Annotated in this window: 26 protein-coding genes; 12 read left to right on the forward strand and 14 right to left on the reverse strand. The window is 69.5% G+C overall.

From position 1 onward, the window contains the following. Positions 1-2: 2 nt before the first annotated feature. The 4 genes from NO930_RS12895 to NO930_RS12910 all read left to right on the forward strand — a co-directional run bounded on the left by NO930_RS12895 (position 3) and on the right by NO930_RS12910 (position 4,032). On the forward strand, positions 3-1,091 hold the full coding sequence (locus tag NO930_RS12895; protein WP_137783674.1) for a DUF7973 family transport facilitator: 1,089 nt from the start codon (positions 3-5) through the stop codon (positions 1,089-1,091). A 271-nt stretch (positions 1,092-1,362) separates the two neighbouring features. Then, positions 1,363-2,526 carry a Cdc6/Cdc18 family protein gene (locus NO930_RS12900; RefSeq protein WP_256403765.1) on the forward strand — a complete coding sequence of 388 codons (1,164 nt, stop codon included), beginning with the start codon at positions 1,363-1,365 and terminating at the stop codon, positions 2,524-2,526. A gap of 156 nt (positions 2,527-2,682) precedes the next feature. After that, positions 2,683-3,375, forward strand: coding sequence for an HAD-IIB family hydrolase (locus NO930_RS12905; protein ID WP_256403766.1), 693 nt, complete (start codon positions 2,683-2,685; stop codon positions 3,373-3,375). Between the two features lie 147 nt (positions 3,376-3,522). Beyond that, positions 3,523-4,032, forward strand: coding sequence for an MOSC domain-containing protein (locus NO930_RS12910; protein ID WP_256403767.1), 510 nt, complete (start codon positions 3,523-3,525; stop codon positions 4,030-4,032). Between the two features lie 51 nt (positions 4,033-4,083). Here NO930_RS12910 and NO930_RS12915 read toward each other — a convergent pair whose 3' ends face one another. Continuing rightward, positions 4,084-4,368, reverse strand: a complete 285-nt coding sequence (locus tag NO930_RS12915) for a DUF357 domain-containing protein (RefSeq protein WP_256403768.1) — start codon at positions 4,366-4,368, stop codon at positions 4,084-4,086. A gap of 103 nt (positions 4,369-4,471) precedes the next feature. Between NO930_RS12915 and NO930_RS12920 the strand changes: the two genes are divergently transcribed. The 6 genes from NO930_RS12920 to NO930_RS12945 all read left to right on the forward strand — a co-directional run bounded on the left by NO930_RS12920 (position 4,472) and on the right by NO930_RS12945 (position 9,149). Beyond that, positions 4,472-5,368 (forward strand): DUF6498-containing protein, encoded by an 897-nt coding sequence (locus tag NO930_RS12920; RefSeq protein ID WP_256403769.1) that lies wholly within the window; start codon positions 4,472-4,474, stop codon positions 5,366-5,368. A gap of 83 nt (positions 5,369-5,451) precedes the next feature. Further along, a complete protein-coding gene (locus tag NO930_RS12925) occupies positions 5,452-6,255 on the forward strand; it encodes an RNase P subunit p30 family protein (RefSeq protein ID WP_256403794.1) in 804 nt (267 codons plus the stop codon). Continuing rightward, the gene (locus NO930_RS12930; protein ID WP_256403770.1) at positions 6,239-6,889 is read left to right on the forward strand and encodes a class I SAM-dependent methyltransferase; all 651 of its coding nucleotides are present in this window, start codon (positions 6,239-6,241) and stop codon (positions 6,887-6,889) included. The genes NO930_RS12925 and NO930_RS12930 overlap by 17 nt, the downstream gene beginning before the upstream one ends. Before the next feature lie 7 nt (positions 6,890-6,896). Beyond that, positions 6,897-7,376: an Rpp14/Pop5 family protein gene (locus NO930_RS12935; protein WP_256403771.1), complete on the forward strand. Its 480-nt coding sequence runs from the start codon at positions 6,897-6,899 to the stop codon at positions 7,374-7,376. 4 nt (positions 7,377-7,380) lie between these two features. Next, positions 7,381-8,196 (forward strand): archaeal proteasome endopeptidase complex subunit alpha, encoded by an 816-nt coding sequence (gene psmA, locus NO930_RS12940; protein ID WP_256403772.1) that lies wholly within the window; start codon positions 7,381-7,383, stop codon positions 8,194-8,196. A gap of 68 nt (positions 8,197-8,264) precedes the next feature. Then, positions 8,265-9,149, forward strand: a complete 885-nt coding sequence (locus tag NO930_RS12945) for an SDR family oxidoreductase (protein WP_256403773.1) — start codon at positions 8,265-8,267, stop codon at positions 9,147-9,149. 25 nt (positions 9,150-9,174) lie between these two features. On the opposite strand, the gene NO930_RS12950 is transcribed toward NO930_RS12945, so the two are convergent. Beyond that, positions 9,175-9,714, reverse strand: a complete 540-nt coding sequence (locus NO930_RS12950) for a DUF7984 family protein (protein WP_256403774.1) — start codon at positions 9,712-9,714, stop codon at positions 9,175-9,177. 199 nt (positions 9,715-9,913) lie between these two features. Between NO930_RS12950 and NO930_RS12955 the strand changes: the two genes are divergently transcribed. Then, a complete protein-coding gene (locus NO930_RS12955; RefSeq protein ID WP_256403775.1) occupies positions 9,914-11,839 on the forward strand; it encodes a beta-CASP ribonuclease aCPSF1 in 1,926 nt (641 codons plus the stop codon). A 29-nt stretch (positions 11,840-11,868) separates the two neighbouring features. On the opposite strand, the gene NO930_RS12960 is transcribed toward NO930_RS12955, so the two are convergent. The 9 genes from NO930_RS12960 to NO930_RS13000 form a co-directional block, all read right to left on the reverse strand. After that, positions 11,869-12,240 carry a DUF555 domain-containing protein gene (locus tag NO930_RS12960; protein WP_049982345.1) on the reverse strand — a complete coding sequence of 124 codons (372 nt, stop codon included), beginning with the start codon at positions 12,238-12,240 and terminating at the stop codon, positions 11,869-11,871. Between the two features lie 90 nt (positions 12,241-12,330). Further along, positions 12,331-13,323, reverse strand: a complete 993-nt coding sequence (locus tag NO930_RS12965) for an isocitrate/isopropylmalate family dehydrogenase (protein ID WP_256403776.1) — start codon at positions 13,321-13,323, stop codon at positions 12,331-12,333. Continuing rightward, positions 13,320-13,988, reverse strand: a complete 669-nt coding sequence (gene leuD, locus NO930_RS12970) for a 3-isopropylmalate dehydratase small subunit (protein ID WP_137784654.1) — start codon at positions 13,986-13,988, stop codon at positions 13,320-13,322. The genes NO930_RS12965 and leuD overlap by 4 nt, the downstream gene beginning before the upstream one ends. Next, the gene (gene leuC / locus NO930_RS12975) at positions 13,985-15,406 is read right to left on the reverse strand and encodes a 3-isopropylmalate dehydratase large subunit (RefSeq protein WP_256403777.1); all 1,422 of its coding nucleotides are present in this window, start codon (positions 15,404-15,406) and stop codon (positions 13,985-13,987) included. The genes leuD and leuC overlap by 4 nt, the downstream gene beginning before the upstream one ends. A gap of 61 nt (positions 15,407-15,467) precedes the next feature. Next, entirely contained in the window at positions 15,468-16,520 is a 1,053-nt protein-coding gene (gene ilvC / locus NO930_RS12980; RefSeq protein WP_137784629.1) for a ketol-acid reductoisomerase, read from the reverse strand. Positions 16,521-16,537: 17 nt separating this feature from the next. Then, a complete protein-coding gene (gene ilvN / locus NO930_RS12985; protein ID WP_256403778.1) occupies positions 16,538-17,215 on the reverse strand; it encodes an acetolactate synthase small subunit in 678 nt (225 codons plus the stop codon). Next, positions 17,212-19,002: a biosynthetic-type acetolactate synthase large subunit gene (gene ilvB / locus NO930_RS12990; RefSeq protein ID WP_256403779.1), complete on the reverse strand. Its 1,791-nt coding sequence runs from the start codon at positions 19,000-19,002 to the stop codon at positions 17,212-17,214. The genes ilvN and ilvB overlap by 4 nt, the downstream gene beginning before the upstream one ends. 370 nt (positions 19,003-19,372) lie before the next feature. Continuing rightward, positions 19,373-20,557, reverse strand: a complete 1,185-nt coding sequence (locus tag NO930_RS12995; RefSeq protein ID WP_425601451.1) for a LeuA family protein — start codon at positions 20,555-20,557, stop codon at positions 19,373-19,375. A gap of 269 nt (positions 20,558-20,826) precedes the next feature. Then, positions 20,827-21,930: a pyridoxal phosphate-dependent aminotransferase gene (locus tag NO930_RS13000; protein WP_256403780.1), complete on the reverse strand. Its 1,104-nt coding sequence runs from the start codon at positions 21,928-21,930 to the stop codon at positions 20,827-20,829. Positions 21,931-22,041: 111 nt separating this feature from the next. Between NO930_RS13000 and NO930_RS13005 the strand changes: the two genes are divergently transcribed. After that, positions 22,042-23,235, forward strand: coding sequence for a PAS domain-containing response regulator (locus NO930_RS13005; RefSeq protein ID WP_256403781.1), 1,194 nt, complete (start codon positions 22,042-22,044; stop codon positions 23,233-23,235). Positions 23,236-23,274: 39 nt separating this feature from the next. On the opposite strand, the gene NO930_RS13010 is transcribed toward NO930_RS13005, so the two are convergent. The 3 genes from NO930_RS13010 to NO930_RS13020 all read right to left on the reverse strand — a co-directional run bounded on the left by NO930_RS13010 (position 23,275) and on the right by NO930_RS13020 (position 25,632). After that, complete coding sequence (locus NO930_RS13010) at positions 23,275-23,931, reverse strand: thymidine kinase (protein ID WP_256403782.1); 657 nt, start codon at positions 23,929-23,931, stop codon at positions 23,275-23,277. An 89-nt stretch (positions 23,932-24,020) separates the two neighbouring features. Next, on the reverse strand, positions 24,021-24,476 hold the full coding sequence (locus NO930_RS13015; RefSeq protein ID WP_256403783.1) for a hypothetical protein: 456 nt from the start codon (positions 24,474-24,476) through the stop codon (positions 24,021-24,023). Positions 24,477-24,567: 91 nt separating this feature from the next. Then, positions 24,568-25,632 (reverse strand): amidohydrolase family protein, encoded by a 1,065-nt coding sequence (locus NO930_RS13020; RefSeq protein WP_256403784.1) that lies wholly within the window; start codon positions 25,630-25,632, stop codon positions 24,568-24,570. Positions 25,633-25,676: the final 44 nt, after the last annotated feature.

Consider the following 25,676-nt stretch of genomic DNA (forward strand, 5'->3'; position numbering starts at 1 on the left):
TCATGAGTGGACTCCTCTTGACGGTCCCGGTCATCGGGATGCCGGTCGAGCAGTTCCTGCTCCTCATCATCACCGCGCTCGCGGGCGGCGCGTTCGGTGCCGCGATCGGCGCGCTGCCGGCGTTCGTCTTCACGGGCTTCGTCGTGTTCCTCGGTGAGGGCGTCGCAATTCTGCAACGGCAAGTGACCGGCCAGATCGGTGCTATCGAACCCGGACAGCTCGCCACCGGCATCACCGGCGTCCTCGGCTTCGGGGCCATCACCGGGCCGCACATCGCGTTCGCGGGCGGCGTGGCCGCCTCCGCGTACGCCGGCAAGAAGTACCCCGAGATGGAGCCCGCCGGGTGGGACTACCACTTCGGGAAGAACATCCTGTACGCGTTCGGCACGAAGCCGGACATCCTCGCCGTGGGCGCGATATTCGGCGTGCTCGGCGTCGTCATCAACCAGCTGTCCGCGAGCCTGCTCGTCGTGAGCGGCACCGGCGTGACCGACTCCATCGCGCTCACGGTCGTGTTGAGCGCGTTCATCGCCCGGGCCGCGTTCGGGTATCCGATCGTCGGATCGCCGAACGGCTCCGGTTACCTCGACATGTCGCCGTTCGAAAACGAAGAGCCGCATCCGCAGGCGGACGGCGGCCCGGAAGAACACGCCGGGCGGCTCGCGACGGAGCCGTGGCTCCCGCAGCAGTACAAGTGGCTGAACGTCGCCGTCATCGGCGTCGTCGGGGGCCTTCTCGGCGGCTACATCTGGATCCAGACGGGGAGCATCTTCCTCGGCTACGCGATCTCGGCGATGAGCCTGCTGTTCTTGCAGCTCGGCGTCGAGAACTTCCCGGTGACCCATCACATCACCCTGATCGGTGCCGTCGGCGCGGTCGTCGTCGACCCCATCGCCGGGAGCGTCGTCGCGCTGCTCGCCGCCGGCGCGTTCGGTGCCGTGAGCGGCCTCCTCGGCGAGGTCACGCAGCGGCTGTTCTACTCGCACTCCGGCACGCACGTCGACCCGCCCGCGATGGCTATCGCCATCGCGATGGTCGCCGTGGCGATCCTCTCGATCCTCGGGATACTACCCAACGCGGGCTACCTCTGAGGACGATCGCGAGACCGTTTCGCGGCCGAGAGCGAGACCGCCGCGGCACGCGTCGCCGGACCGTCCCCGCGGCCCTCCGCGGCCGCTCGGAGACGCTGAGCCGCGAGCCGCGTAGCACCCACCGAACGCTCATGATCACGCCACAGGATCCACCGAGACGCCGAGTTCGAGAACCGCCCGCCGACGCGCTCGAAAGCGCCGCGAGCGGCGCTTCGGGGGACGCCGACAACGCTCCGGTCCGGTTTTATTCCCGGCCGATGGACGGTGACCCGTGAACATCGACGACCGGATCGAGCGCCGGCTCGGATACGACATCGGTGCCGGCGTCCTCGTCGACCTTGAGGCCGTTTCGCCGGTCTCCCACGTCGACTCGCCCGTCGGCCGGGGACCGGCCTTCGAGCGGCTGCTCGACGTCTTCGAGCCGGCCTTCTCCGGCGGGCTCCCCCCGAGCGCCTACATTCACGGCCCGAAGGGGAGCGGGAAGTCCGCGATCGTCTCTGCGCTGTTCGAGCGGCTCGCGGCGCACAGCGGCCCGCGACGGGCGATCCAGACGTCGACCCGAGCGATCGAGCCGACGCTTCCGGGGTTCGTCTACGTCGACGCGCGGCTGTCGGCCACGCGGTTCCGGCTGTACCACGCCACGCTCGACGCGGTGAGCGACGAACCGGTGCCGGAACACGGCGTCAGCACCGAGGGGCTCGCAGAGAAGCTCCGAAGCGCGATGCGGACCGGCCCGGACCTCGTCGTCGCGGTCGACCACGTGAACGAACCGGAGACGCCCGATCCGATCACCGTCGTCGACTGGCTCGACGACGTGGGCGGCGGCATCGTCCCGGTGTGTCTGGGTCGGCAGTCCCCCGACGCGATCGAGTGGGAGGTGTCGGAGTCGGTCGCCTTCGAGCCGTACCGCCGGCACGTCCTCGTCGAGCTTCTGACCAGCCGGTGTTCGACCGGCCTCGGCCGCGACGCGGTCAGTCACGACCAGATCCGCGAGGTCAGCGAGTGGGCGGAGGGAGACGCCCACGACGCGCTCGCGGCGATCACGGGGGCGGCGGTCACGGCCGAGCGCGAGGGAGCGTCGACGATCCGCCCGCGCGACCTCGACGCGGGCATCGAGGAGATCACGAAGCCCGGCGTCGCGCTCGGCCGCGTCCTCTCGCTTTCGGAGAGCCGGAAGCGCCTCCTCTACGAACTCGTGAGCCTTCCCGAGTCGAACCGGAAGTCGGTGAGCGCCGCGACCGAGACGATCGCCTCGCGGCCGACCGTCGACCTGTCGGCCTCGACCGTGCGCCGCGTCCTCTACGAGCTGGCCGACGCCGGCCTCCTCGACCGAGTGACCGTCGCGCGAAGCGACGGCAAGGGACGTCCCCCGAGCCGGCTCGTTCCGCGGTTCCCCACGCTCGTGTTTCGCGAGCTGTTCGACCGTCCCCGCTAGCGCCCCACGGCCCTCGGCAGCGCCCCACCGCCCCCGGTCATCCTCTGCCGACCGCGGTCGTCATCCGCCGACCGCGGTAGCCCTCCGACAACCGCGGTGGCTCCCTCGTTCGCCGCCGAACGCAAGACAGTTGCCTCGGTCGCTCCGATCCGCGGTATGGTTCCGCCCCTCGCGTTAGACATCGACGGGACGCTGACGACGGCGAGCGGCCGGATCGACTCGCGCGTCTTCGAACTGCTCCCCGACTGGGACGCGCCGGTCGTGTTCGCGACGGGCAAGGCGTTCCCGTATCCGGTCGCGCTGGCGCACTTCCTCGGCCGCCCGGAGACCGTGATCGCGGAGAACGGCGGGGTCGCGTACGTCGACGGCGACACGTCGATCCTCGGTGACCCGGCCGCGCCCCGCGCCGTCGTCGAGGCGTTCGAGGCGCGCGGCGGCGAGATCGGCTGGGGGGACGGCGACACCGTCAACCGCTGGCGCGAGACGGAGGTCGCGCTGTCTCTCGACGCCGACGAACGCCTGTTGCGCGAGGTCGCGGCCGACGCCGACGGCGTCGAGGTCGTCGACACCGGCTACGCGTACCACGTCAAATCGACGGACGTGAGCAAGGGACAAGCGCTCGAACGGGTCGCCGACGCGCTCGGGCTCGCCACGGACGGCTTCGTCGCCGTCGGCGACAGCGAGAACGACGCCTCCACGTTCGCCGTCGCCGGCGAATCGTACGCCGTCGCCAACGCGGACGCGACCGCTCGCGACGCCGCAGACACCGTCTTAGCGGAGTCGTACATGGACGGGACGGCAGGGCTGTTGCGAAGGCTCCGCGAGCGCACAGAGCGAGGGCCGAAGTGAGCGCACAGAGCGAGGGCGAGGTCGGACACGCCGTCGGCGAGCCCTCCGCCGCGGCAGTCAGTGACACGGCGTAACCGCTTTCTCCGCCGTCGGCGTGAGACACACGCATGGTCGGAGGACACGGAACATGACCGGAGGACACGGGGCATGACCGGGCGGGTCGAAGCCGTCCACACCGCGCCCGAGTCGGGCGCGCCCATGGAGGAACGGGACGGCGTCGAGGCCGTCTCGGGCCGCGGGCTTCGCGGCGACCGGTACTTCCTGGACCGCGGGACCTACTCGCAGTCGTCCCGCGACGTGAGCCGGGAGGTCTCGCTCATCGAACGCGAGACGCTCGACGCCGTCGAGCGCGACTACGGGATCCCCGTCGGCGCGGACGAACACCGGCGGAATCTCACGACCGCCGGCGTCGGACTCAACCGCCTCGTGGGCGCGCGGTTCCGCGTCGGCGACGCGGTCTGTGAGGGCGTCGAACTGTGCGAGCCGTGCTCGTACCTCGAACGGCACCTCGCCCGCGAGGGGATCCGCGACGCGCTCGTCCACCGGGGCGGGCTCCGCGCGCGGATCGTCTCGGACGGGACGATAGAGCGCGGGGACGCGATCGCGGTCGTCGGAGACGCGCGCGACGCCGCGCGCTCGCGGCTCGACGACGCGTGACCGCCGCTCGACGGCGCGAAGGCGATTTCCGGTTCGTCGACGGCCGGGCACTCACGTGGTGAACAGCTCGGTGTCGTCCGGCACCGCGAACAGCCCCATCCGGACGCCGGCGTCGAGCCAGCCGTAGCCGTACGAGTACGACGCGAGCGCGTTGACCGGATCGCTCGCCTCGCGGAAGTGCCGGCCGTCTTCGAGGTACGACTCGGCCATCTCGGCCACGTCGGCCGCGGCCGCGCCGAGCGGCGTGCCCGCGGGCGGGCGGGGCTCCGCGACCGCGAGCGCGTCCGCGAGCATCCGCTCGTACCGGTCCGTCTTTTCTTCTAAGTCGGCGGCCATGCCGCCGGATTGCGGGGAGCGCACAAAAAGGGCGTCGGGGCGTCTTGCGCACCGACGCCGGTTCTCCGTGGATTTATGCCCGCCGCGACCGCCACGTCGGGTGATGTTCGCCCTCCAGCCGCCCGCCGCGAGCGATCGCGGAGGGCTCGCGGTCGTGCTCGTCGCCAACCTCCTGCCGGTCGCCGGCGTCGTCTTCCTCGGCTGGCGCGTCGCCGAGATCCTCGTCGTCTACTGGATCGAAGTCGTCGTCATGGTCGCCGCCTACAGCGCCGCCGCGCTGTTCGCAGAGCGGCCGATCGACCTCGACGACAGGGAGTTCTACATCGTCGGCTTCTCCGAGAACTCCGAGATCGACGCCGACCACTGGAGCGGCGATCCCGAGCCGGTCGGGGTCGTCGACCGCCTCCGCCACGTCCTTCCGACGCCTATCACAGACCGGCTACCGCCGGTCTACCGGCGCAACGCCCCTGTCGTCGCCCGCTCGCTCGGGATCGCCTGGTTCCTCGCGATAGGCGCGTTCATGATCGCCGACGCGATCGCCGTCGACCCGGTCGCCGCGGCCGCGTCGCCGACGGTCCTCGCCGCGGCGCTCGCGGTCTGCGTCTCCCAGGCGGTCGAGATCCGCCGGGAGTTCTTCGTCACGCCGCGGTACGAGGCGTGGTCGGCGTACATGGTCTTGGAGGCCGCCCAGCGTGTCGTCGTCTTCTACCTCTGTGTCGGCGTGGTGGCCGTCCCCGTCTCGTTCCTCGGGGCCGTTGCCGTCGCCGGGGCGGTCGACGCAGCAGGCGTCGCTCCCGCCGCGCTCGGTCCGCTCGCGCCGACCGCGGGTCTCGATCCGTTCGCGGTCGCGTACGTGGTCCCGTTCGCGCTCGCGAAGGCCGCGGCCGACCGGTCGCGTCAGATCGCGTTCGACGAGGCCGACCCGAGCGGGCTCGCGGGGTGGTTCGCGCCGGAGGACCCCCGTCCCGAGTGGCAACGAGAGCGCGATCCGATGCTGTGAGCCCGCAGGCCTCGGCCCGCGAGCGCGCCAGCGACGACCGGGAAAGCGCAACCGGGATACGGCCGGAGGCGAAAGGAGACGCCATGTACGAGGCCGTTCACGCGCACCCCGACGGCGACGCGACCGTCGCGCGCCACGCCGCCACCGCCGCGCGGTACGGCTACGACGGGATCGTCGTCCGGACGCGCGAGGCGCTCGATCCGGTCCTAGTCGATCCGACCGGCGACCGCGGCGCGACGGGCGACGCCGGCGACCCCGCCGCCGACGCCAGCACCGACGGTGCTCCGGCGTCCGGGGACCGCGAGCGCGACCCGGCCGCGCTCGGCGAGGAGTACGGCGTCGACGTCGTCGACGCGGTCGAGATCGACGCCGACGACCCGACGAGCGCCTCCGGGTCGGTCGGCAACTACCGCCCCGAACGCACCGTCGTCTGTCTCGTCGGGGGCGACGACGCGCTGAACCGGTTCGCCGTCGAGGAACCCAGGGTCGACGTGCTCGCCCGACCGATGGCGGGGTCGGGCGGATTCAACCACGTCCTCGCGAAGGCCGCCCGCGACAACGGCGTCCACGTGGAGTTCGACCTCGGTCCGCTGTTCCGAGAGACGGGCGGGAAGCGCGTCCGCGCGCTCGCCGACCTCCGGAAGCTCCGGGAGATCGTGACCAACTACGACGCCCCGCACGTCGTGAGTGCGAACGCCGCGTCGCACCTCGAACTGCGGGCCCCCCGGGAGGTCGTCGCCGCCGCGGAGGCGGTCGGCTTCGACCCCGAGTGGGTTCGCGAGGGGCTCGACGCGTGGGGCGAGATCGCGGCCCGAACCCGGGAGCGGCGCTCCGAGGCCTTCATAGCGCCGGGGGTCCGACGTGGACGGTATGAAGAAGACGGTTGAGGAACACGCGGCGCGGTTCTCCGAGATGGCGGACGAGTACGACGACTCGAAGAGCGACGAGTACCACGCCTGCGCGAGCCTCGTGATCGAGTACGCCGACCCGTCGGCCGCGGACACCGTCCTCGATCTCGGGGCGGGCACGGGCGCTATCGCGCTCGCCCTCGCGCCCGACGCCGAGCGCGTGCTCGCCCGAGACATCAGCGAGGGGATGATGGACGAGGGGCGACGGAAGGCCGAGGAGGCGGGGCTCTCGAACGTCGAGTTCGCGTACGGCGAGTTCCGCGACCCCGAGATCGACCCGGACCAGCGGGTCGACGTCGTCACCTCGAACTTCGCGCTCCACCACCTCGCCGACGACGAGAAGCGCGAGGCGATCCGCGTGATGGCGGCCACCGGTGCGCGGCGGGTCGTCCTCGGCGACGTGGCCTTCTTCGAGGAGCCGGATCCCGCGGCCCCGTTCTACGGTCCGGAGGTCGACGACCCGGCGACCGTCGGCACGCTCGTCGAGGCGTTCACGGACGAGGGGTTCGCGGTGACGACGGTCGAGCGCGTCCACGACCAGGTGGCCGTGATCGTCGCGGAGCGCGGCCAAGCGCTCTCAGAGCCCGGCGCAGAGACCGGCGGTCCGGAGTGATCGACGGATGAAACACCTCCCGAAGTACCTCAGACCGCGGTGGCGGTACGTCGCCGTCGGCATCGAGACGTGGCCGGACGCCGACGTGGGACGGCGGGCGTTCCAGCGCGCGCTGTGGTACGCCGCCGGCAATCTCGTCGGTGACGCCGGCAGCGCCGACGCCGACCTCTCTCTGCTCTCGTTCGCGTACGCCGACGGCCGCGGCGAGGCGGTCGTCCGCGTCAGGCACGGTCACGTCGCCGAGGCGCGGGCGTCGATCGCGTGCGTGAGCGAGGTCGACGGCGAGCCGGTCGGGATCCGAGTGCGGGGGATCTCGGGGACGGTACGTGCCTGTGAGGAAAGATATATGGGTCGCGCGGGCGGTACTTCGACACAGCGAGACGTCGCGTTCGAGGACGCCGAGCGGCCCGCGGTCGTGCGCGGCGACGCGTGCGACGTGCGGACCGAGTCGGGACACGTCGGCGCGACGACGTTCGACATCGAGTGATATCATGCAGGGTCAATCCCAACAGCAGGCGTACGACCGAGGCATCACCATCTTCTCTCCGGACGGCCGACTCTACCAGGTCGAGTACGCCCGGGAGGCGGTGAAACGCGGGACGGCGAGCGTCGGCGTCCGCGCCGAGGACGGCGTCGTCCTCGCGGCGGACAAACGGGCCCGATCTCCCCTGATGGAGCCCGCGAGTATCGAGAAGCTCCACAAGGCCGACGACCACGTCGGCGTCGCGAGCGCGGGCCACGTCGCCGACGCCCGCCAGCTCATCGACTTCGCGCGTCGGCAGGCGCAGGTCAACCGCCTGCGCTACGGCGAGGCGGTCGGGATCGAGACGCTGACGAAGAACATCACCGACCACATCCAGCAGTACACGCAGGTCGGCGGCGCGCGCCCCTTCGGCGTCGCGCTGATCGTCGGCGGGATCGAGAACGGCGAGCCGCGCCTGTTCGAGACGGACCCCTCGGGGACGCCCTACGAGTGGCAGGCGCTCTCGATCGGCTCGGACCGCAGCGACCTCCGCGACTACCTCGAATCGGAGTACGAGGAAGGCATCGCCACCGACGAGGCGGTCGGGCTAGCGCTCGACACGCTCGCGCAGTCGAACGACGGCGAGCTCTCTCCGGAGGGCGTCGGCGTCGCGACGGTCACGGTCGATGAAGGATACACCGAGCGGTCGGTCGACGAGATCGAAGCGATCCTCGACGACCACGACCTGCTCGCGACCGAGGAGGCCGACGCTGAGGACGCGGAGGCCGACGGTGACGACGCGGACGACGACGCTGAGGACGCGGACGAAGACGCCGACGCCTGACGGCCCAGTCACGCGTCGGCGTCTGCCGCGGCCGCTGTCTTCTTGTGTGCCGGCCGGTCGGGAGAGTTATGCCGCCGGGGGCCGACGGCAGAGGCGTGCAGAAGACGGCACTCATCACCGGCTGTTCCTCCGGTATCGGTCGCGCCGCGGCGCACGCCTTCGCCGACGAGGAATGGACCGTGTACGCGACGGCGCGGAACCCGGCGGACATCGAGACGCTCGGCGAGGCGGGCTGTGAGATCGCGACTCTCGACGTGACGGACCAGTCCGACGTCGACCGCGTCGTCGACCGCGTCCTCGACGAGGAGGGCGCGTTCGACGCGCTGGTCAACAACGCCGGCTACGGCCAGTTCGGTCCGATAGAGGAGGTGCCGACCGAGAAGGTCCGCGAGCAGTTCGACGTGAACGTATACGGCCCGCATCGACTGATCAGGGCGGTGCTGCCGAGCATGCGGCGCGAGGGCGACGGGACGATCGTGAACGTCTCGTCGGTCGCCGGCCGCGTCTCGTTCCCCGGCGGCGGCGTCTACAGCGGCTCGAAGTTCGCGATCGAGGCGATGTCGGACGCGCTCCGAAACGAGGTCGGAACCCACGGGATCGACGTGGTGGTCGTCGAGCCCGGCCCGGTTCGGACCAACTTCGCGGACCGCGCCGAGCGCGAGGCCGGCGGACGAAGCGGCGAGACGCGAGGCGACGGCTCCGACGCGGGCCGAACCGGCGCGTACGAGGACGTGTACGCCCTGTTCGAAGACGCCGAACTCGTCGGCGGTGACGGCCCGGGATCGGTCGAGCCGGAACTGGTCGCCGACGCGATCGTGAACGCCGCGAGCGCGACGCAGCCCCCGGCCCGCGTCCAGCCCGGAACCGCCGCCCGGGTCGGCGTCCTCGCGCGGTTCCTCCCCGACGCGGTGCTCGACGCCGGGTACGACTTCGTCCGGAAGCTCGTCTCCTGACGCCGCCGGCAGTCGAGACGCTCGATCAGTCCCTCGCGACCCCGAACGGACTCTCTCGCTCCCGCCAGTTCCATCCCGGAAGGCGCGTCTGGAAGCCGGCCGCGAGCGCGGCGTCGAGATCGTCCGCGCCGGCGGAGCCGGGAACGCGCCCCGCGGATCCCTGCTCGCCCTCAGCGCCGTCTGACCGCTCCCGGGCGTCGCCGTCGACGTGCACGTCGACGAAGTGAAACGTCGCCTGCGCGAGCAGCGAAAGCGGTCTCCCGCCGGCGATCGTCGCCGCCAGTTCGCGGCCGAGCACTTCGTCCACGACGAACCCCGGGTAGTCGTCCGCGACGTCGAGGTCGCGGAGGATCCCCGCGAGGGCCGCGACGTTGACCGCGACCTCGCCGTCGGCGAAGACGGTTTCGACCTCGTCGCGGTACGTCTCGACGGTGACCGTGTCCACCTCCGTCTCGAAGAGCCGACCCAGTCGGTCTCGGGCGTCGTTTATGAGCGGGACGACGACGGGGGCACGGTCGCGGACCCAGTCGCGCTCGGCACGGACCGACTCGGGAGTGACACGCATGCAACGCGATTCACCTTCCGGGGGCTTGCCCTTTGCGAAGGGTTTTATAACGGCCGGGACAATCCTGAGCTAAGCGGGTTTTCGCTGGCTGTTCCCGCACGGTACCACCTACGGACAGTACTCCCATTATGCCTATCCCGTCACGGTCGACCGTTTGCGACTCGACGGCGGCGGCGACCCAGACGACCCGCGGTAAGATATGAGTCAAGTCGATAAGCAACTCGATACACTGAAATCAGAGATCGAACAGGAGATTCCGAACGACATCACGGTCACCGACGTCAAATACGAGGGACCGGAGCTGGTCGTGTACACCCGCGACCCGAAGCGGTTCGCCGGCGACGGCGACCTGATCCGGCGGCTCGCCTCCAAGCTCCGCAAGCGGATCACGGTGCGCCCGGACCCGAGCGCGCTCTCGCCTCCACGCCGCGCCGAAGAGGAGGTCCGCGAGGTGATCCCCGAGGAGGCGGGCGTCACGTCGCTCGACTTCCACGAGGACACCGGTGAGGTCGTGATCGAAGCCGAGAAGCCGGGTATGGTGATCGGCCGCCGCGGCTCCACGCTCCGTGAGATAACCCAAGAGGTCGGGTGGACGCCCGAGGTCGTGCGAACGCCGCCGATCGAGTCCTCGACCGTCTCGAACGTGCGCGGGTTCCTGAAAAACGAGCGCGAGGAGCGCCGCGACATCCTCGAACGCGTCGGCCGGCAGATCCACCGCGAGGAGATGTCCGACGACGAGTGGGTCCGGATCACGACGCTCGGCTGCTGCCGCGAGGTCGGTCGCGCCGCCTTCATCCTCTCGACGCCCGAGACGCGCATCCTCATCGATTGCGGCGACAAACCCGGCGCAGAAGGAGAAGTTCCGTACCTCCAGGTCCCCGAGGCGCTCGGCGCGGGCGCTGCGACGCTCGACGCGGTCGTCCTGACGCACGCCCACCTCGACCACTCGGCGCTTTTGCCCCTCCTGTTCAAGTACGGCTACGACGGTCCCATCTACACCACCGAGCCGACGCGCGACCTGATGGGGCTTCTCACCCTCGACTACCTCGACGTCGCCGCCAAGGACGGCCGGACGCCCCCGTACGAGTCCGCACAGGTCCGCGAGGCGATCAAACACACCATCCCGCTGGAGTACGGCGACGTCACCGACGTCGCTCCCGACGTGAAGCTCACCTTCCACAACGCGGGACACATCCTCGGCAGCGCAGTCACCCACTTCCACATCGGCGACGGCCTCTACAACGTCGCGTTCTCCGGCGACATTCACTACGAGGACACTCGCCTGTTCAACGGTGCGGTCAACGACTTCCCGCGCGTCGAGACGCTCGTCCTCGAGTCCACCTACGGCGGCCGCGACGACTACCAGACCGACCAGGCCGACTCCGAGGAGGCGCTCAAGGAAGTCATCAACGAGACGTACGAGCAGGGCGGGAAGGTCGTCATCCCCGCGTTCGCCGTGGGGCGCTCTCAGGAGATCATGCTCGTCTTGGAGGAGGCGATGCGCGAGGGCGAGATCCCGGAGATGCCCGTCCACCTCGACGGGATGATCTGGGAGGCGACCGCGATCCACACCACCTACCCCGAGTACCTCCGCGACGACCTCCGCGACCGCATCTTCCACGAGGACGAGAACCCGTTCCTCGCCGACCAGTTCAACCACATCGACGCCGGAGAGGACGAGCGACAGGAGGTCGCAGACGGCGAGCAGAGTATTATCATCTCCACGTCGGGGATGATCGAGGGCGGGCCGATCATGTCGTGGCTCCGCCACATCGGTCCCGACCCGGACTCGAACCTCGTCTTCGTCGGGTACCAGGCACAGGGAACGCTCGGCCGCAGAATCCAGAACGGCTGGGACGAGATCCCGGTCGACGGCTGGGGCGGTGGCGGCCGCGGAGACACGCTCACCCTCGAGATGGGCACCGAAGTCGTCGACGGCTTCTCCGGGCACGCCGACAGGCAGGGCTTAGAGAACTTCGTGAAGACGATGAACCCTCGCCCCGAGAAGGTGCTCTGTGTCCACGGCGACGAGCGGTCCGTCCAGGACCTCTCGTCGGCGCTGTATCACGACTACAACATGCGGACGTTCGCGCCGAAGAACCTGGAGACGTTCCGGTTCAAGTAGACCGACCGATCGAAGAGCGGACCGCGACGTTACTCGTCCGACGCGTCTTCGTCGTCTCCCTCCGTTTCGACGATCTCGATGACTTCGAGCGGCACGTCGCGTAACGCGCCGCCGACTTCGCTCTTGGCGATCCGCTCGGCGTGCTCTTCGCTGTCGGCGTTGAAGATGTCGATCTCCAAGAGGAGGCCGACGAGGGCCGTGTTAGCGGCGAGAAAGGCCGCGTCGAACGGTTCGCCGCAGGCGGGACAGCCGGTGACGCCGGGTTCGACCTCGACGTACTGCTTGTCCGTCTCGTTGAGTCGCTTTCCGGCTTCGCTGACCGCGACGCCGATCGCGTCGTCGGTCTCCTCGACGTCACGGACCAACCAGGCTGCTTCCATCGCGACCGAGTAGTTGCTCATACCCGAGCCGAGGAGCCGCAGGGTTTCCTTTCTTGTGGTTTGCACGCGAGCGACCGACCTCGACCGTGAAAAAACCGGGTCGCGTCCGGCTTACAGCCGCTCTACGACGGCCGCGGTGACCTCTTCGGTGGTCGCGTTTCCTCCAAGGTCCCCGGTTCGGGGGCCGTCGGAGAGCACGCTCTCCACGGCGTCGCGGATCTGCTGTCCCTCCTCGACGTGGCCGAGGAACTCCACCAGCATGGCCGCAGAGAGAATCGCCGCGGTCGGGTTCGCGACGCCCTCGCCCGCGATGTCCGGAGCGGTTCCGTGGACCGGCTCGAACAGCGCGTTGTCGTGGCCGATGTTCGCGGACGGGAGCAGGCCGAGACCGCCGACCAGCCCGGCGGCCAGATCGGAGAGCACGTCGCCCGCGAGGTTCGGGCAGACGACGACCCCGTACTGGCCGGGGTCGAGCGGGAGCTTCGTCGCGAACGCGTCCATCAGCTCCTCGTCGGCGTCGACGCCGCGCTCGTCGGCGACGGAAAGCAGCTCCTCGCGGAACCGTCCGTCGGTCTCGCGCATCACGTTCGCTTTGTGTGCGACCGTGAACCCGTCGCCGTGGTCGGGACCGCGGCCGTCCTCGACGAACTCGCAGGCGAACTCTGCGAGTTCTCGAGACGCGGACGAGGTGACGACACGCGTCAGCGTCGACAGGTCCTCGGAGAGCCGGTCCTCGTGGCCCGCGTACACGCCCTCGGTGTTCTCGCGGAGGAAGACCACGTCGGTCTCCGGTCGGACTGCGTCGACGCCCGGGTACGCCTTCGCGGGCCGGACGTTGACGAACGAGCCGACGGCCTCCCGCAGCGGGAGGATGACGTCGGCCGCGGTCTCGCCGGCCGCGCCGAACAGCGTCGCGTCGGCGTCGGCCGCGAGATCGTAGGTCGATTGCGGGAGCGGATCGCCCGTCTCCGCTGCCACAGCGTCGCCCGCTTCCGCCTCGACGAACTCGAACTCCACGTCGAGCGCGTCGAGCACGTCGATGGCGGCGGGCACGACCTCGTGGCCGATCCCGTCGCCCTCGATGACGGCGATCTCGTAGCTCACGCGCCGTCCCCCGCCGCGGGTTCGGGAACGTGTTCGTCGGGGACGTACGGCAGCGAGCGCGCGGTCTCGCGGACTGCCTCCGCGTTCGCGCCCATCAGCGCCGTCGTGTCCCAGACGCCCTCGACGAGCGCCTTCCGCTGGGCGTCGTGGACCGTCGCGTCGATCACCGTGTCGTCGTAGGTGATCGTCTCCTCGGCCACGTCGATGTCGACGTCCGCGTCCGGGTTCGCCTCGACGTAGTCCTGTAGCGCCTCGATGGCCTCCTGATCGGCCGTAACGGTGGGGATACCGAGCGCGAGGCAGTTACCCGCGAATATCTCCGCGAACGACTCGCCGACGACCGCGTCGATCCCCCAGCGCATCAGCGCCTGCGGCGCGTGCTCGCGGGACGATCCGCAGCCGAAGTTGGCGTTAACGACCAAGACGTTCGCCCCCCGGTACTTCTCCTCGTTGAACGGGTGATCCTTCTCGTTGTCCTCGTCGTCGAACCGCTGGTCGAAGAAGGCGAACTGCCCCAGCCCGTCGAAGGTGACGACCTTCATGAACCGCGCGGGGATGATCTGGTCCGTGTCGATGTCGTTCCCGCGGACCGGAATTCCGGTCCCGGTGACTTCCGTCACCTTCTCCGCCGGAGCCTCGCCGGCGCTGAACTCGGGCGAACTCATACGGTCGCCACCTCCTCCATCTCGCGGACGTCGGTGACCTCGCCGGTCACCGCCGCGGCCGCGACCATGATCGGACTCATCAGCACGGTTCGCCCGTCCTTCGAGCCCTGCCGGCCGACGAAGTTCCGGTTCGAGGAGGACGCGCTCGCCTCGTCGCCCACCAACTGGTCGTCGTTCATTCCGAGACACATCGAGCATCCGGGCTCGCGCCAGTCGAAGCCGGCCTCTTTGAAGATCTCGTCGAGGCCCTCGGCCTCGGCGGCGTCGCGGACGCGCTGGCTGCCGGGGACGACCATCGCGCGCACGTCGTCTGCGACCTCGCGTCCCTCGACGAACGCCGCGGCCTCCCGCAGGTCCTTCAGGCGCGCGTTCGTACACGACCCGAGGAAGGCGACGTCGATGTCGTACCCTTCCATCGTGTCGCCCGGCTCGACGCGCATGTGCTTTTGCGCCCGCCGAGCGGTGTCGCGGTCCTCCTCGGGTAAGTCCTCGGGGTCCGGGATCGGTTCGGTGATGCCCGCGGTCTGCCCGGGCGTGGTCCCCCACGTGACGGTCGGCTCGATGGCCGACCCGTCGATCGTGACGACGTCGTCGTACTCGGCGTCCTCGTCGGTCCGAACCGACTCCCAGTACGGCTTCAGCCGCTCGAACTTCTCGGGGTCGTCGGCGAAAGCGTCGGTCTCTTTCAGCCACTGGTATGTGGTCTCGTCGGGGTTGACGTACCCCGCGCGAGCGCCGCCCTCGATCGACATGTTACAGATGGACATCCGGCCTTCCATCCCCAGTTTCTCGATGGCCTCGCCGGCGTACTCGTAGACGTGGCCGACGCCGCCGTCGGTTCCGAGCTTCCCGATGATAGTGAGGATGATGTCCTTCGCGGTGACGCCCTCGGCGAGCTCGCCGGTGACCTCGATCCTGCGGACCTTCTGTTTCTCCATGGCGACACAGCCCGTCGCCAGCACGTCTCGGATCTGCGAGGTGCCGATCCCGAACGCCAGCGCGCCGAACGCGCCGTGCGTAGACGTGTGGGAGTCGCCACAGACGATCGTCATCCCCGGCTGGGTGAGCCCCTGCTCCGGACCGATGACGTGGACGATCCCCTGATCGCCGGAGTCCGGGTCCGAGAAGTCGATGCCGGACCCGCGGACGTTCTCCTCCAGTTCGGCCATCATGCTTTCTGCGGCCTCGTCGCGGTACGGTCGGTCCCGGTTGCCGGTCGGCACGATGTGGTCGACCGTCGCGTGCGTCCGCTCGGGGAACGCGACCTCCTGATCGCGTTCTTTCAGCATGCCGAACGCCTGCGGGCTGGTGACCTCGTGGACGAGGTGGAGGCCGACGAACAGCTGGTCCTGTCCGGTCGGCAGCTCCGTCACCTTGTGGCGGTCCCACACCTTGTCGTACAGCGTCCCCTCGCTCATCGGGGATCACCCGCGTCGGCCGCGGTCTCTCGCGTTCGCTCCGTGACGCCGCATACGCCCATCACGCGGTCACCTCTGCCGACTCCTCTTCCTCCTCGTCTTCCTGCCACGCGAACAGGCCGCGGAGCTCCTCGCCGACGGCCTCGATCTCGTGATTCTTCTCGGCGTTGCGGAGCTGCGTGTACGACGGCCGCCCCGCCTGATTCTCCGAGATCCACTCGCGGGCGAAGGTGCCGTTCTGGACGTCCTCTAGGACCTCCTCCATGTTCGCTCTGACCTGATCGTCGATGATCTCGTCGCCCCGGGTGAGGCCGCCGTACTCCGCGGTGTGTGACACGGAGTCCCACATCGCTCCGAGCCCGTCCTCGTACATCAGGTCGACGATGAGCTTCATCTCGTTCATGCACTCGAAGTACGCCATCTCGGGGGAGTACCCGGCCTCGACGAGCGTCTCGTAGCCCTGTTTGATCAGCGAGGCGATGCCGCCACAGAGGACGGCCTGCTCGCCGAACAGGTCGGTCTCGGTCTCCTCTTGGAACGTCGTCTCGACGACGCCGGCGCGGGTACAACCGATCGCGGCCGCGTACGCGAGCGCCTCGTCGTGGGCCTCCCCGGTGGCGTTCTGATACACCGCGAGCAGCCCCGGCGTCCCCTGGTCCTCCTCGTAGTTCCGGCGGACGATGTGACCCGGCGACTTCGGGGCGATCATCGTCACGTCGACGTCTTCCGGCGGCTGGATCTGGTTGTAGTGGATGTTGAAGCCGTGTGCGAACTGGAGCGTGTCGCCCGCTTCGAGGTTCGGCTCGATGGCGTTCTCGTAGACGTCCGCCTGTACCGTGTCGGGCAACAGGACGCTCACGATGTCGGCCTCGGCGGCCGCCTCGGCGGGTGTCGCGACGTCGAGCCCGTCGCTCTCTGCGACCTCCCACGAGGAACTGTCCTCGCGGAGCCCGACGACGACGTCGATCCCGCTGTCGGAGAGGTTCTGGGCGTGGGCGTGCCCCTGCGAGCCGTAGCCGAGCACGGCCACCGTCTTCTGGGCGATCGCCTCGCCGTCCGCGTCTTCGTCGTAGTATACGTTGGATTCGACCGTCTGCATGTCGTTGTCGCTCATGTGTATGATGTGTGTTGTCAGTCGTCGTGTGTGGTCGGTTCGCCGGCCGTTCCGGGTTTCTCTCCGGGTGCCGTCGGGGTGTCTCCGCGCGCGAGCGCGGTCTGTCCCGTCCGGGCGATCTCGATGATACCGAACTGCCTGAACGCGTCGAGCGCGTCGTCGATCCGGTCTTCGTCGCCGGTGAGCTGGACGGTGATCGTCCGCGGCCCCGCGTCCAGCGTCCGGCCGTCGTACATCTCAGTGACCGCGTGGACCGCGGCCGGGTCGTCCGCTTGTACCTTCAACAGGACCAGTTCGGCAGTGACGGCGTTTCCGGCGACCTCCCCGACGGAAATAACCGGTTTCAGCTTCGCCATCTGCTTTTCGATCTGGTCGATGCCGGGGTCCGTCTCCTCGACGACCATCGTGATCCGCGAGTGGCCCTCCACGGTCGTCGGTCCGACGGTGAGGCTCTCGATGTTGAACTGTCGGCGCGAGACGAGCCCGGATACTCGCGCGAGCACGCCGGGTTCGTCCTCCACGAGCGCCGAGATGACGGCGCGGCGCGACTCGTGTTCGGCCTCGACGACAGGGTCGATCCGGATCCCTTCGAGGTTCCGCCGCCCCTCGGGGTGGGGTCGCTCGTCGGGTGCCGGCTGTTCTCCGGGCATGGGCCGAGAGTCCGAGTCCGGCGCGGACGACGAGTCTCCGCTCATAGCTGGTCCTCCGCGGTGGCGAACTGGCCGTTCGCACCGCCGCTCGGCACCATCGGTAGGACGTTCTCCTCCGGATCGACGTGGAAGTCGATCACGGCGGGACCGTCGTAGTCGAGCGCTTCCTCGACCGCGGGCGCGACCTCGTCGTAGTCGTCGACGCGGAGGCCTAACGCGCCGAACGCCTCGGCGAGCTTGTCGAACTCGGGCATCCACGTGTAGTCCGATGCCATGTGTCGCCCCTCGTAGAAGGCGTCCTGCCACTGGCGCACCATCCCGATGTACTCGTTGTTGAGCACGGCGATGGTGATGTCCAGCTCCTCGCGGACGGCGACCGACAGCTCCTGCATGGTCATCAGGAAGGAGCCGTCACCGTCGAAACAGACGACGTCGCGCTCGGGCTCGCCCATCGCGTCGGCCGCGACGCGCGCGCCGACGGCGGCGGGGACGCCGTACCCCATCGTTCCCAGCCCGTGCGAGGAGACCCACGTTCGCGGCTCCGTGTACGTCCAGAACTGGGAGGCCCACATCTGGTGTTGGCCGACGCCCGTCGTCACGATGGTGTCGTCGTCCGTCGCCTCGTCGAACGCCTCGACGACGAACTGCGGCTTCAGCGGCTCGTCTTCGGGCGTCGCGTACGTGAGCGGATACGTCTCTTTCCACTCGGCGCACTGGTCGCGCCACGCCGACGCGTCGGGCGCCTCGCGGACCGCCGCAGTCAGCTGGTCGAGGACGTGCCCGGCGTCACCGATGAGCGGGTAATCCGCGTGGACGTTCTTGCTTATTTCGGCCGGGTCGATGTCGACGTGGACGACCTCGGCCTCGGGCGCGAACGTGTCGATCCCGCCAGTCAGCCGGTCGTCGAACCGGGTGCCGACCGCGATCAGACAGTCCGTGTGCGTGATCGCCATGTTGGCGTAGCCGGTGCCGTGCATCCCCGCCCACGAGAGACAGAGGTCCTCGTCCTCTGGGAAGCTCCCGATCCCGGGCATCGTCGTCGTCACTGGGATCTCGTACGTCCGCGCGAACGTGCGCGCGGCGTCGCTCGCATCGGCCTTGATCACGCCGCCGCCGAACAGACACAGGGGACGCTCCGCGTCTTCGATGGCACGAGCGGCCTCCTCGACCGCGTCGGGGTCGGCGTTCGGGTCCGGGGCGCTCCCCGGGGGCGGCGTCGCCGTCCCGGGCGTCCGGTCGGTCTCGTCCTGCGTGACGTCCTTGGGGAGGTCGACGAGCGTCGGCCCGGGGCGACCGGACCGCGACAGCTCGAACGCCTCGCCGACGGTGTCGCCGACGGTGTCGGCCCCGCTGGCGAAGTAGTTGTGCTTCGTTATCGGGCGCGTGACGCCGATCGTGTCCGTCTCCTGGAACGCGTCGTTGCCGACGAACTCCGTCGGCACCTGACCGGTCAAAGCCAGCATCGCGTCGGAGTCCATGTCGGCGTCGGCGATTCCCGTGACGAGGTTCGTCGCGCCCGGCCCGGACGTCGCCAGACAGAGTCCGGGTTCGCCGGTGACGACGCCGTAGGCGTCGGCCGCGTGGACGGCACCCTGCTCGTGGGCCATCGTCACGTGCGTGATAGACGAGGTGTACAGCGCGTCGTAGACGGGCATGATCGCCCCGCCCTGGACGCCGAACGCCGTCTCTGCCCCGGCGGCCTCCAGCGCGGCGACCACCGAGTCGGCACCGGTCGACACCGCCTTCTCTGCGTCGTCGGTGGCCTCCCGCTCCGTCGGTTCCTCTGACCCGTCCGGGTCGTCCTCTCGTGGCTGTGCTGCTGTGTCGCTCATTGTCGTGGTGGTGTTCGATGTAGCATCTCGCGCGTGTGAGATTCGGTCGGTCCGAACGCCGGGACGGCGCGCGCACGGCGGTCCGTCCGGTGGCGTTCGTCGGTTCCTCGCGTCGGTGTAGAAGGGGTAGTGTAGGGGGTCAGACCCCTACGATGATCCGCGCGACGGCTCCCTCGACGGCGGCTGTCGTCGGGACGTCGGTGTTCCGTCGCATCTCGCTCGCACCAACGCGTTCGTGGTATAAATCCCTGTCGGGCCGACCGACCGCCTGCGGATCGGATCGGCGACCCGCGAGCGGTCCGCGGACGTCCGATCCGCGAGTGGTCGATCCGCCGCCGCTCGGCGGACGCTCCCGTCAGGGACGCGGGCATCAGATCCTGACCTCCTCTTCCGTGCGGTCGACGTTGGCCTCCTCGGCGAACCGCTCGACGTCGCCGGCCGTGACCTGCCGCTTGCCCGCGCCGTACTCCTTGACGCGCTTCGTGACTTGTCGGACCTCGCTGTCCGTCGGGTCGAACCCGGCCTCGACCATGTGCTTTCGCACGCTGTGCGTGCCGGTGTGTTTGCCCAACACGAACTCGCGTTCGGCCCCGACCATCTCGGGGGTCATCACGCCGGTCTCGAAGGTGTCGGCGTTCTCGATGACGCCCGCCGCGTGGATGCCGGACTCGTGCGCGAACGCGTTCCGTCCGGTGACGGGCTTGTTCGCCGGCACCGGGATGTCCGAGGCGTCCTCGACGATCCGGGCCAGCTTCGTGATCTGCGTCGTGTCGATCCCGGTGTCGACGCCGTACACCGACTCGACGGCCATCACGACCTCCTCGTACGCCGCGTTGCCGGCGCGCTCGCCGATCCCGTTGACCGAGACCTGCGCCTGCTCCGCGCCGTTCTCGAAGCCCATGACCGCGTTCGCCGCCGCCATCCCGAAGTCGTCGTGGGTGTGGACGTCGACGCGCGCGTCGGTCGCCTCGACGACGGCCTTCACCGTCTCGCCGAAGCTCGTGGGCATCCCGACGCCGCAGGTGTCGGGGATGTTGATCCAGTCGGTGCCGGCGTCGGAGACGGCCTCGACGATGTCGATCAGGTAGTCCGGGTCCGTCCGGGTGGCGTCCATCGGCGAGAACATGCACTCGACGCCGGCGTCTTTGACGTGCTCGACGGCGTCGACCGCCCGTTCTTTCGCCTCCTCGCGGGTCGCGTGCATCGAGTCCTCCAGCTGTACGTCGCTGGTGGAGACGAACACGTGGACCATCTCGACGCCCGCGTCGATGGCGGCGTCGATGTCGCCCTCGACGACGCGGGCCAGCCCGCAGACGGTGGTGTCCGTCGCGGCGGCGATATCGCTCACGGCCTCGAACTCCGCGTCCGAGTTGACCGGGAACCCCGCCTCGATGACGTGGGTGTTCATGTCGTCCAGCGTCGCCGCTATTCGGCGTTTCTCGTCGTAGCTGAACGACGTCCGTGGTGACTGTTCACCGTCTCGTAACGTCGTGTCGAAGATCCGTACAGGACCGATATCGATGTTAGAAGCTATCGTGCCCTGGAAGAACTCGATCCGCCGGGGTGTCCGACGAAGCCTCCGTGATGTCTGTCATCGACTGACGACAGGAGGGTTAGGAACTTAACCTTTGTGGCGATCGCAAATTCGACTCGACGCGACCGGAGGCGACCCACGCCCGAAACGGGCGAGAACCGGCAGCACGCGAGGCCGTGTGTGGAATACACACGCACGGATGGCCGACCGGGCCGGCGGAGAGGTGTGCGTTCGCAACCGGATTCATATGCGTATTCGACGTTCGTGCGGTTCCTTCGGGTTCCGACGGCTCACTCGCCGAAGTAGTCGGCCAGCCGCTCCGCCGCCTCGGTCGCGCGCGGCGTCACCAGCGCGAACCGGATCCAGTCGTCGCGCGCGGGTCCGAACGCCTCGCCGGGCATCCCCGCGACGCCGACCTCGTCTATCAGGCGCTTGACGTTCGCCATCGTTCCGGGGAAGCCGTCGAAGCGCGCGAGCACGTAGAACGCCCCCTCGGGGCGGGTGTACTCCGCTCCGGCGGCGTCGAGCGCGTCGGTGAAGGCGTCGACCCGGTCGGCGAGCAGCTCGCGCGCGTCGGCGTAGTAGCCGGGATCGGTCTCCGCGAGCGCGTGGGTCACGGCGTACTGCGAGGGGCGCGCCCCCGCGACGTTCACGAGCATGTGTCGCGTCTTCGCCGGGGCGACGTGCTCGGCCGGGAACACGCCGTATCCGACGCGGAACCCCGTGATAGCCATCGACTTCGAGAAGCCGCTCGTGACGATCACCCGGTCGGAGTCGAGCGTCAGCGCGGACTCGAACCGCCCGGACAGATCGAAGTGGTCGTACACCTCGTCGACCAACACGAGCGCGTCGACCCGGTCGGCTATCGAGGCGACCGCCCGGACCGTCTCGATGTCGTAGACGGCACCGGTCGGGTTGTTCGGCGTGTTGAGCGCGATCAGTGCGGTCTCCTCGCTCGCGGCCGCGTCGATCGCCGCCACGTCGAGACCGCCGTCGCGGTCGGTCGGAACGAGCGTCGCCTCCCCGCCGAGCATGGACACTTTCCCGGGATAGTACGGGTAGACGGGGTCGGTGAGAAGCGCCTCGTCGCCGGCCTCGCGGTCGAACGCTCGCGCCATCGCGAGGTAGTTCGCCTCGCCGGTGCCGTTCGTGACGACGAGCCTCTCGGGGTCGACCCCCCGGCGCTCCGCGATCGCCTCGCGGAGTTCTCTGAGCCCCTCGCTCGGAGGGTACTGGAAGGCGTCGGGCGGGAGGTCGGCGTACTCGCGGAGCGCCTCCCTGAGCGCGGCCGGAGGCTCCCAGTCGGGGTTCCCGCTCACCATGTCGATGACGTCGCCGTCGGCCGCGGCCGCGTACTGCATCACGTGAAAGAACTTCGGCTCCTCGTACTCCATGCCGACGCCTCGGTGGCGGGCCCCGTGGCTCTTTCGACCGCTGAACGCAGCGGCGAACCGCGGGGGCGGAGACCCGAACGTATATGCCTGCCGTTGTGGTAGTACGTGGCAATGACGGGGACGCCCAGCCGGCCAGACGGCGGTCGCGAAGCGGGCATTCGTGTCCTTCACGTCGACGACGAGCCGAGCTTCCTCGACCTCGCTGCGACGTACCTCGAACGGCTCGACGCGGAGTTCCACGTCCGCTCCGAGACGGACGTCGAAGCTGCCCTGGACGTTCTCGGGGACGACACGGAGCGGATCGACTGCATCGTCAGCGACTACGAGATGCCGGGTGCTGACGGCTTGACGTTCCTCGAACGGGTCCGCGACCGCGGCTTCGAGGTCCCGTTCGTGCTGTTCACCGGAAAGGGTTCAGAGGAGATCGCGAGCGAGGCGATCTCGGCTGGCGCGACCGATTACATCCAGAAACAGGCCGGCAGCGACCAGTACGCCGTCCTCGCCAACCGCGTTCGGAACGCGGTGGACCAACACCGCGCGCGGCGTGCGCTCGCCGCGAGCGAAGAGCGGCTCTCGCGGTACATCGAGCAGTCGCCACTCGGGACGATCGAGTACGACGAGACGTTTCAGATCGAGCGCGTGAACCCCGCCGGGGAGGAGATACTCGGGTACGACGAGAGCGAGCTCGTCGGCGGCACGTGGCTCCCGTTCGTCCCGCGGGAGCTGCACCGCCACGTCGCGGCGCTCGAACGCGATCTGCTCTCTGATAAGGGCGGGTACAGCAGCGTCAACGAGAACGTCAGGCGCGACGGGGAGCGCATCCGCTGTACGTGGCACAACCAGGTGGTGACCGACGACGAAGACGAGGTGATCCGGGTCTTCTCGCAGTTCGAGGACGTCACCGAGCAGACGGAGCGCAAACGCGAGATAGAACGGACGAACGCGGTCCTCTCGACGGTCCTCGACACCCTCCCGGTCGGTATGTTAGTCGAGGACGCGGACAGGCGAGTCATCCGCGTGAACGACCGTCTCTACGACATCTTCGGCATTCCGGGCGACCCGGCGGACGCTCGGGGGCGCGACTGCGAGCGGTTCGCGGTCGAGATAAGCGGACTCTTCGCCGACTCCGAGGGGTTCGTCGAGCGGATCGACGCGGTCCTCGCCGACCGCGAGCCCGTCGAGGGGGAGCGGATCGATATGGCCGACGGTCGGACCCTCAGACGGACCTACCGACCGATCGACCTGCCGGGTGGAGACGGGCACCTGTGGGCCTACCGGGACGTGACCGACCGGCCCGGCAGATGAGACGCGACGACTGCCGACTCGCGGGGCCCGGCGGCTCCGTCAGTCGTCCGAGCCGCTCGCGTCGCTCGGCCCTTCCCGCTTCGACAGCCGAGCCCGCCTGCCGTCCGACCGCTCCCCGGTGACGAGCACGTGGCAGTCTCGACAGCGCGCCTCGTAGGACTCCGCCGCGCCGACGAGGATCGTGGGATCGTCGACGTGGGCGGGCTCGCCCTCGATGAGCCGCTGGTTCCGCGAGGCGGGCTCGCCGCACTGCGAGCAGATGGCCTGCAGCTTGTCGACGTACTCCGCGGTCGCCATCAGCTGCGGGAGCGGCTCGAACGGCTCGCCGCGGAACGTCTGGTCGGTTCCCGAGACGATCACGCGGTGGCCACGGTCGGCCAGCGTCTCGCAGACGTCGACGAGCGCGTTCGAGAAGAAGTTCGCCTCGTCTACCGCGACCACCTCCGCGGCGTCGACGTCGAGGATATCGCGCGGTCCCTCGCCCTCGTTGTCGACCACCGTCGCCTCCCACTGCCGACCGGCGTGGCTCCCGATCGTCGTCTCTCCGTACCGGTCGTCGACCGCCGGGGTGAACACGCTGACTGACTGTCCGGCGATCTCGGCGCGCCGGAGCCGCCGGAGGAGCTCCTCGGTCTTCCCGGAGAACATCGACCCCGAGATGACCTCGATCCACCCGGATCGAGTGATGGCGTGCATGTGAGTAGCGGGACGACACGCCGACTAAACCGTTTCTCTCCGTCGCTCTCGCCGCGCTCACTCCGGCCGAGTTGGATCGCGGTACGGCCTCAGACCCCGGCGGCTGCGACGACGAGGACGGCGGCGACGACGACGTACGCCGCGGCCGAGAGCGCCCAGTCGCGGCGGATCGCTGCGAGCCGCTGCCGCGGAAGCCCCTCCGCGCGCGGGAGCGGAACGAGCGCGAAGAAGCCGACCATCAGCGCGAGCATGACGGGGGCGGCGACGACGGCCGCCGCGGGCGTTCCGACGCCGAGGACCGCTCGTACCGCGGCGACCAGTCCCACGAACAGGAGCCCGGACCCGCCGCCGGCGACGTAGTGGACCCACGTCGCGAGCCGCTCCGGCGCGTCTCCGACCGGAACGCCGGTGAGGACGCTCGCGGCGACCCGCGGCGCGGTCTGTCCCTCGGGAAGTCGAGGCATGGCGCGGTCCATCGCCAGCGTGGCGAGCAGTCCGACGATCGGTCCAACCACGAGTCCGCCGAGAAGCGAGAACGGTGCCATACGAACGGTACGGACGGCGAGGGTTTCAGCCCGTCGCCGGGAGGAAGGCGAGCGCGTCCGCGACGCCGCGGACGCCGGACACGGGCGTCGGTCAGTCGCTCCGCGGAACGACCTCGTCGCCGCCGATCACGACCCGCGAGACGTCCGCCTCGCCCGCCCGCCGGACGATCGCGCGGACGAGGTCGTGCGCGCCGGCGAGGTTGTCGGAGTCGCCGTCGAGCACGAGCAGGTCGGCGTCTTTCCCCTCCGCTATCACGCCGCAGTTCAGCCCGCCGATCGCCGCGCCGTTGACCGTCGCCATCCGGAGCACCTCGCGGGCGGGGAGGTCGGCGAGCTTCGCCGCGAACTCCATCTCTCGGAACATCGACGGAGAGTCCAGCATGACGTTGTCGGTCCCGAGCGCGACGGTCGTCCGGTCGGCGAGGTCGCGGATCGGCGGCACGCCGACGTTCGTCACGAGGTTCGACCGCGGGCAGACGACGACCGGCGTGCTGCGGTCCGAGAGCCGGTCGAGGTGGATCGGCTCCGCGTGGACCATGTGGACGAGGAAGTCGGGGTCCAGATCCATCGCCGGATTGATGTCGTCCGCGTCGCGCTCGCCCGCGTGGATGCCGAACAGCTTGCCGGCCTCGCGGGTCTCCGAGCGGACGGCGTCGAAGTCGGCGTCGCGGGCACCCGACGCCCCGTAGCCGTCCGCCGCACCGAGCACGTCGGGATCGTCGCGGCCGAAGACGACGGGCTCGATCGCGCGCTCGTCGAACGCGACGCCCTCGCCCGCGACCGCGTCCCGCAGCGCGGCGACGCCCTCGACGCCTCCCTCGCGGAATTCGAGGAAGGTTCCGGTCCCCGTCGACTCCATGTACCGGAGTGTGCGGGCCATCGCAGCGACCTTCTCGTCGTGGGTCGCGGCGCGCAACAGCCGGTGTTTCAGTCCGTCCGGCGGCGCGACGAGTTCGTCGAGCGAGAGCCCCTCGCCCGCCTCCTTCGCGATGGAGTCGCCGATGTGCGTGTGCGCGTTGACGAACGCCGGGAGGATCACGTCGTCGGAGTCGACCGCCGTCGCGTCGATCCGGACGATCTCCCCGTCGGCGACGACGACCCGTCCCTCGACGGGGTCGAAGTCGGGACCGCGGAGGATCGTCCCTTCGAGGTGCATACCCGAGCGTGACCAGCGCGGGATTAAAACGTCACGGCACGGAT

This window comes from Halorubrum salinum (assembly GCF_024494575.1).
Lineage (GTDB): Archaea > Halobacteriota > Halobacteria > Halobacteriales > Haloferacaceae > Halorubrum > Halorubrum salinum.

Excerpts from the sequence above, each read along its gene's own strand:
- NO930_RS12925 (WP_256403794.1), top strand. The coding sequence starts at position 5,452 with ATGTACGAGGCCGTTCACGCGCACCCCGACGGCGACGCGACCGTCGCG.
- leuD (WP_137784654.1), bottom strand. The coding sequence starts at position 13,988 with ATGAGTTCGCCCGAGTTCAGCGCCGGCGAGGCTCCGGCGGAGAAGGTG.
- NO930_RS12905 (WP_256403766.1), top strand. The coding sequence starts at position 2,683 with ATGGTTCCGCCCCTCGCGTTAGACATCGACGGGACGCTGACGACGGCG.
- NO930_RS12915 (WP_256403768.1), bottom strand. The coding sequence starts at position 4,368 with ATGGCCGCCGACTTAGAAGAAAAGACGGACCGGTACGAGCGGATGCTC.
- ilvB (WP_256403779.1), bottom strand. The coding sequence starts at position 19,002 with ATGAGCGACACAGCAGCACAGCCACGAGAGGACGACCCGGACGGGTCA.
- NO930_RS13015 (WP_256403783.1), bottom strand. The coding sequence starts at position 24,476 with ATGGCACCGTTCTCGCTTCTCGGCGGACTCGTGGTTGGACCGATCGTC.
- NO930_RS12960 (WP_049982345.1), bottom strand. The coding sequence starts at position 12,240 with ATGAGCAACTACTCGGTCGCGATGGAAGCAGCCTGGTTGGTCCGTGAC.
- NO930_RS12930 (WP_256403770.1), top strand. The coding sequence starts at position 6,239 with ATGAAGAAGACGGTTGAGGAACACGCGGCGCGGTTCTCCGAGATGGCG.
- leuC (WP_256403777.1), bottom strand. The coding sequence starts at position 15,406 with ATGAGCGAGGGGACGCTGTACGACAAGGTGTGGGACCGCCACAAGGTG.
- NO930_RS13020 (WP_256403784.1), bottom strand. The coding sequence starts at position 25,632 with ATGCACCTCGAAGGGACGATCCTCCGCGGTCCCGACTTCGACCCCGTC.
- NO930_RS12920 (WP_256403769.1), top strand. The coding sequence starts at position 4,472 with ATGTTCGCCCTCCAGCCGCCCGCCGCGAGCGATCGCGGAGGGCTCGCG.
- psmA (WP_256403772.1), top strand. The coding sequence starts at position 7,381 with ATGCAGGGTCAATCCCAACAGCAGGCGTACGACCGAGGCATCACCATC.
- NO930_RS12950 (WP_256403774.1), bottom strand. The coding sequence starts at position 9,714 with ATGCGTGTCACTCCCGAGTCGGTCCGTGCCGAGCGCGACTGGGTCCGC.
- NO930_RS12955 (WP_256403775.1), top strand. The coding sequence starts at position 9,914 with ATGAGTCAAGTCGATAAGCAACTCGATACACTGAAATCAGAGATCGAA.
- NO930_RS12935 (WP_256403771.1), top strand. The coding sequence starts at position 6,897 with ATGAAACACCTCCCGAAGTACCTCAGACCGCGGTGGCGGTACGTCGCC.
- NO930_RS12945 (WP_256403773.1), top strand. The coding sequence starts at position 8,265 with ATGCCGCCGGGGGCCGACGGCAGAGGCGTGCAGAAGACGGCACTCATC.
- NO930_RS13000 (WP_256403780.1), bottom strand. The coding sequence starts at position 21,930 with ATGGAGTACGAGGAGCCGAAGTTCTTTCACGTGATGCAGTACGCGGCC.
- NO930_RS12910 (WP_256403767.1), top strand. The coding sequence starts at position 3,523 with ATGACCGGGCGGGTCGAAGCCGTCCACACCGCGCCCGAGTCGGGCGCG.
- NO930_RS13005 (WP_256403781.1), top strand. The coding sequence starts at position 22,042 with ATGACGGGGACGCCCAGCCGGCCAGACGGCGGTCGCGAAGCGGGCATT.
- NO930_RS12895 (WP_137783674.1), top strand. The coding sequence starts at position 3 with ATGAGTGGACTCCTCTTGACGGTCCCGGTCATCGGGATGCCGGTCGAG.
- ilvC (WP_137784629.1), bottom strand. The coding sequence starts at position 16,520 with ATGAGCGACAACGACATGCAGACGGTCGAATCCAACGTATACTACGAC.
- ilvN (WP_256403778.1), bottom strand. The coding sequence starts at position 17,215 with ATGAGCGGAGACTCGTCGTCCGCGCCGGACTCGGACTCTCGGCCCATG.
- NO930_RS13010 (WP_256403782.1), bottom strand. The coding sequence starts at position 23,931 with ATGCACGCCATCACTCGATCCGGGTGGATCGAGGTCATCTCGGGGTCG.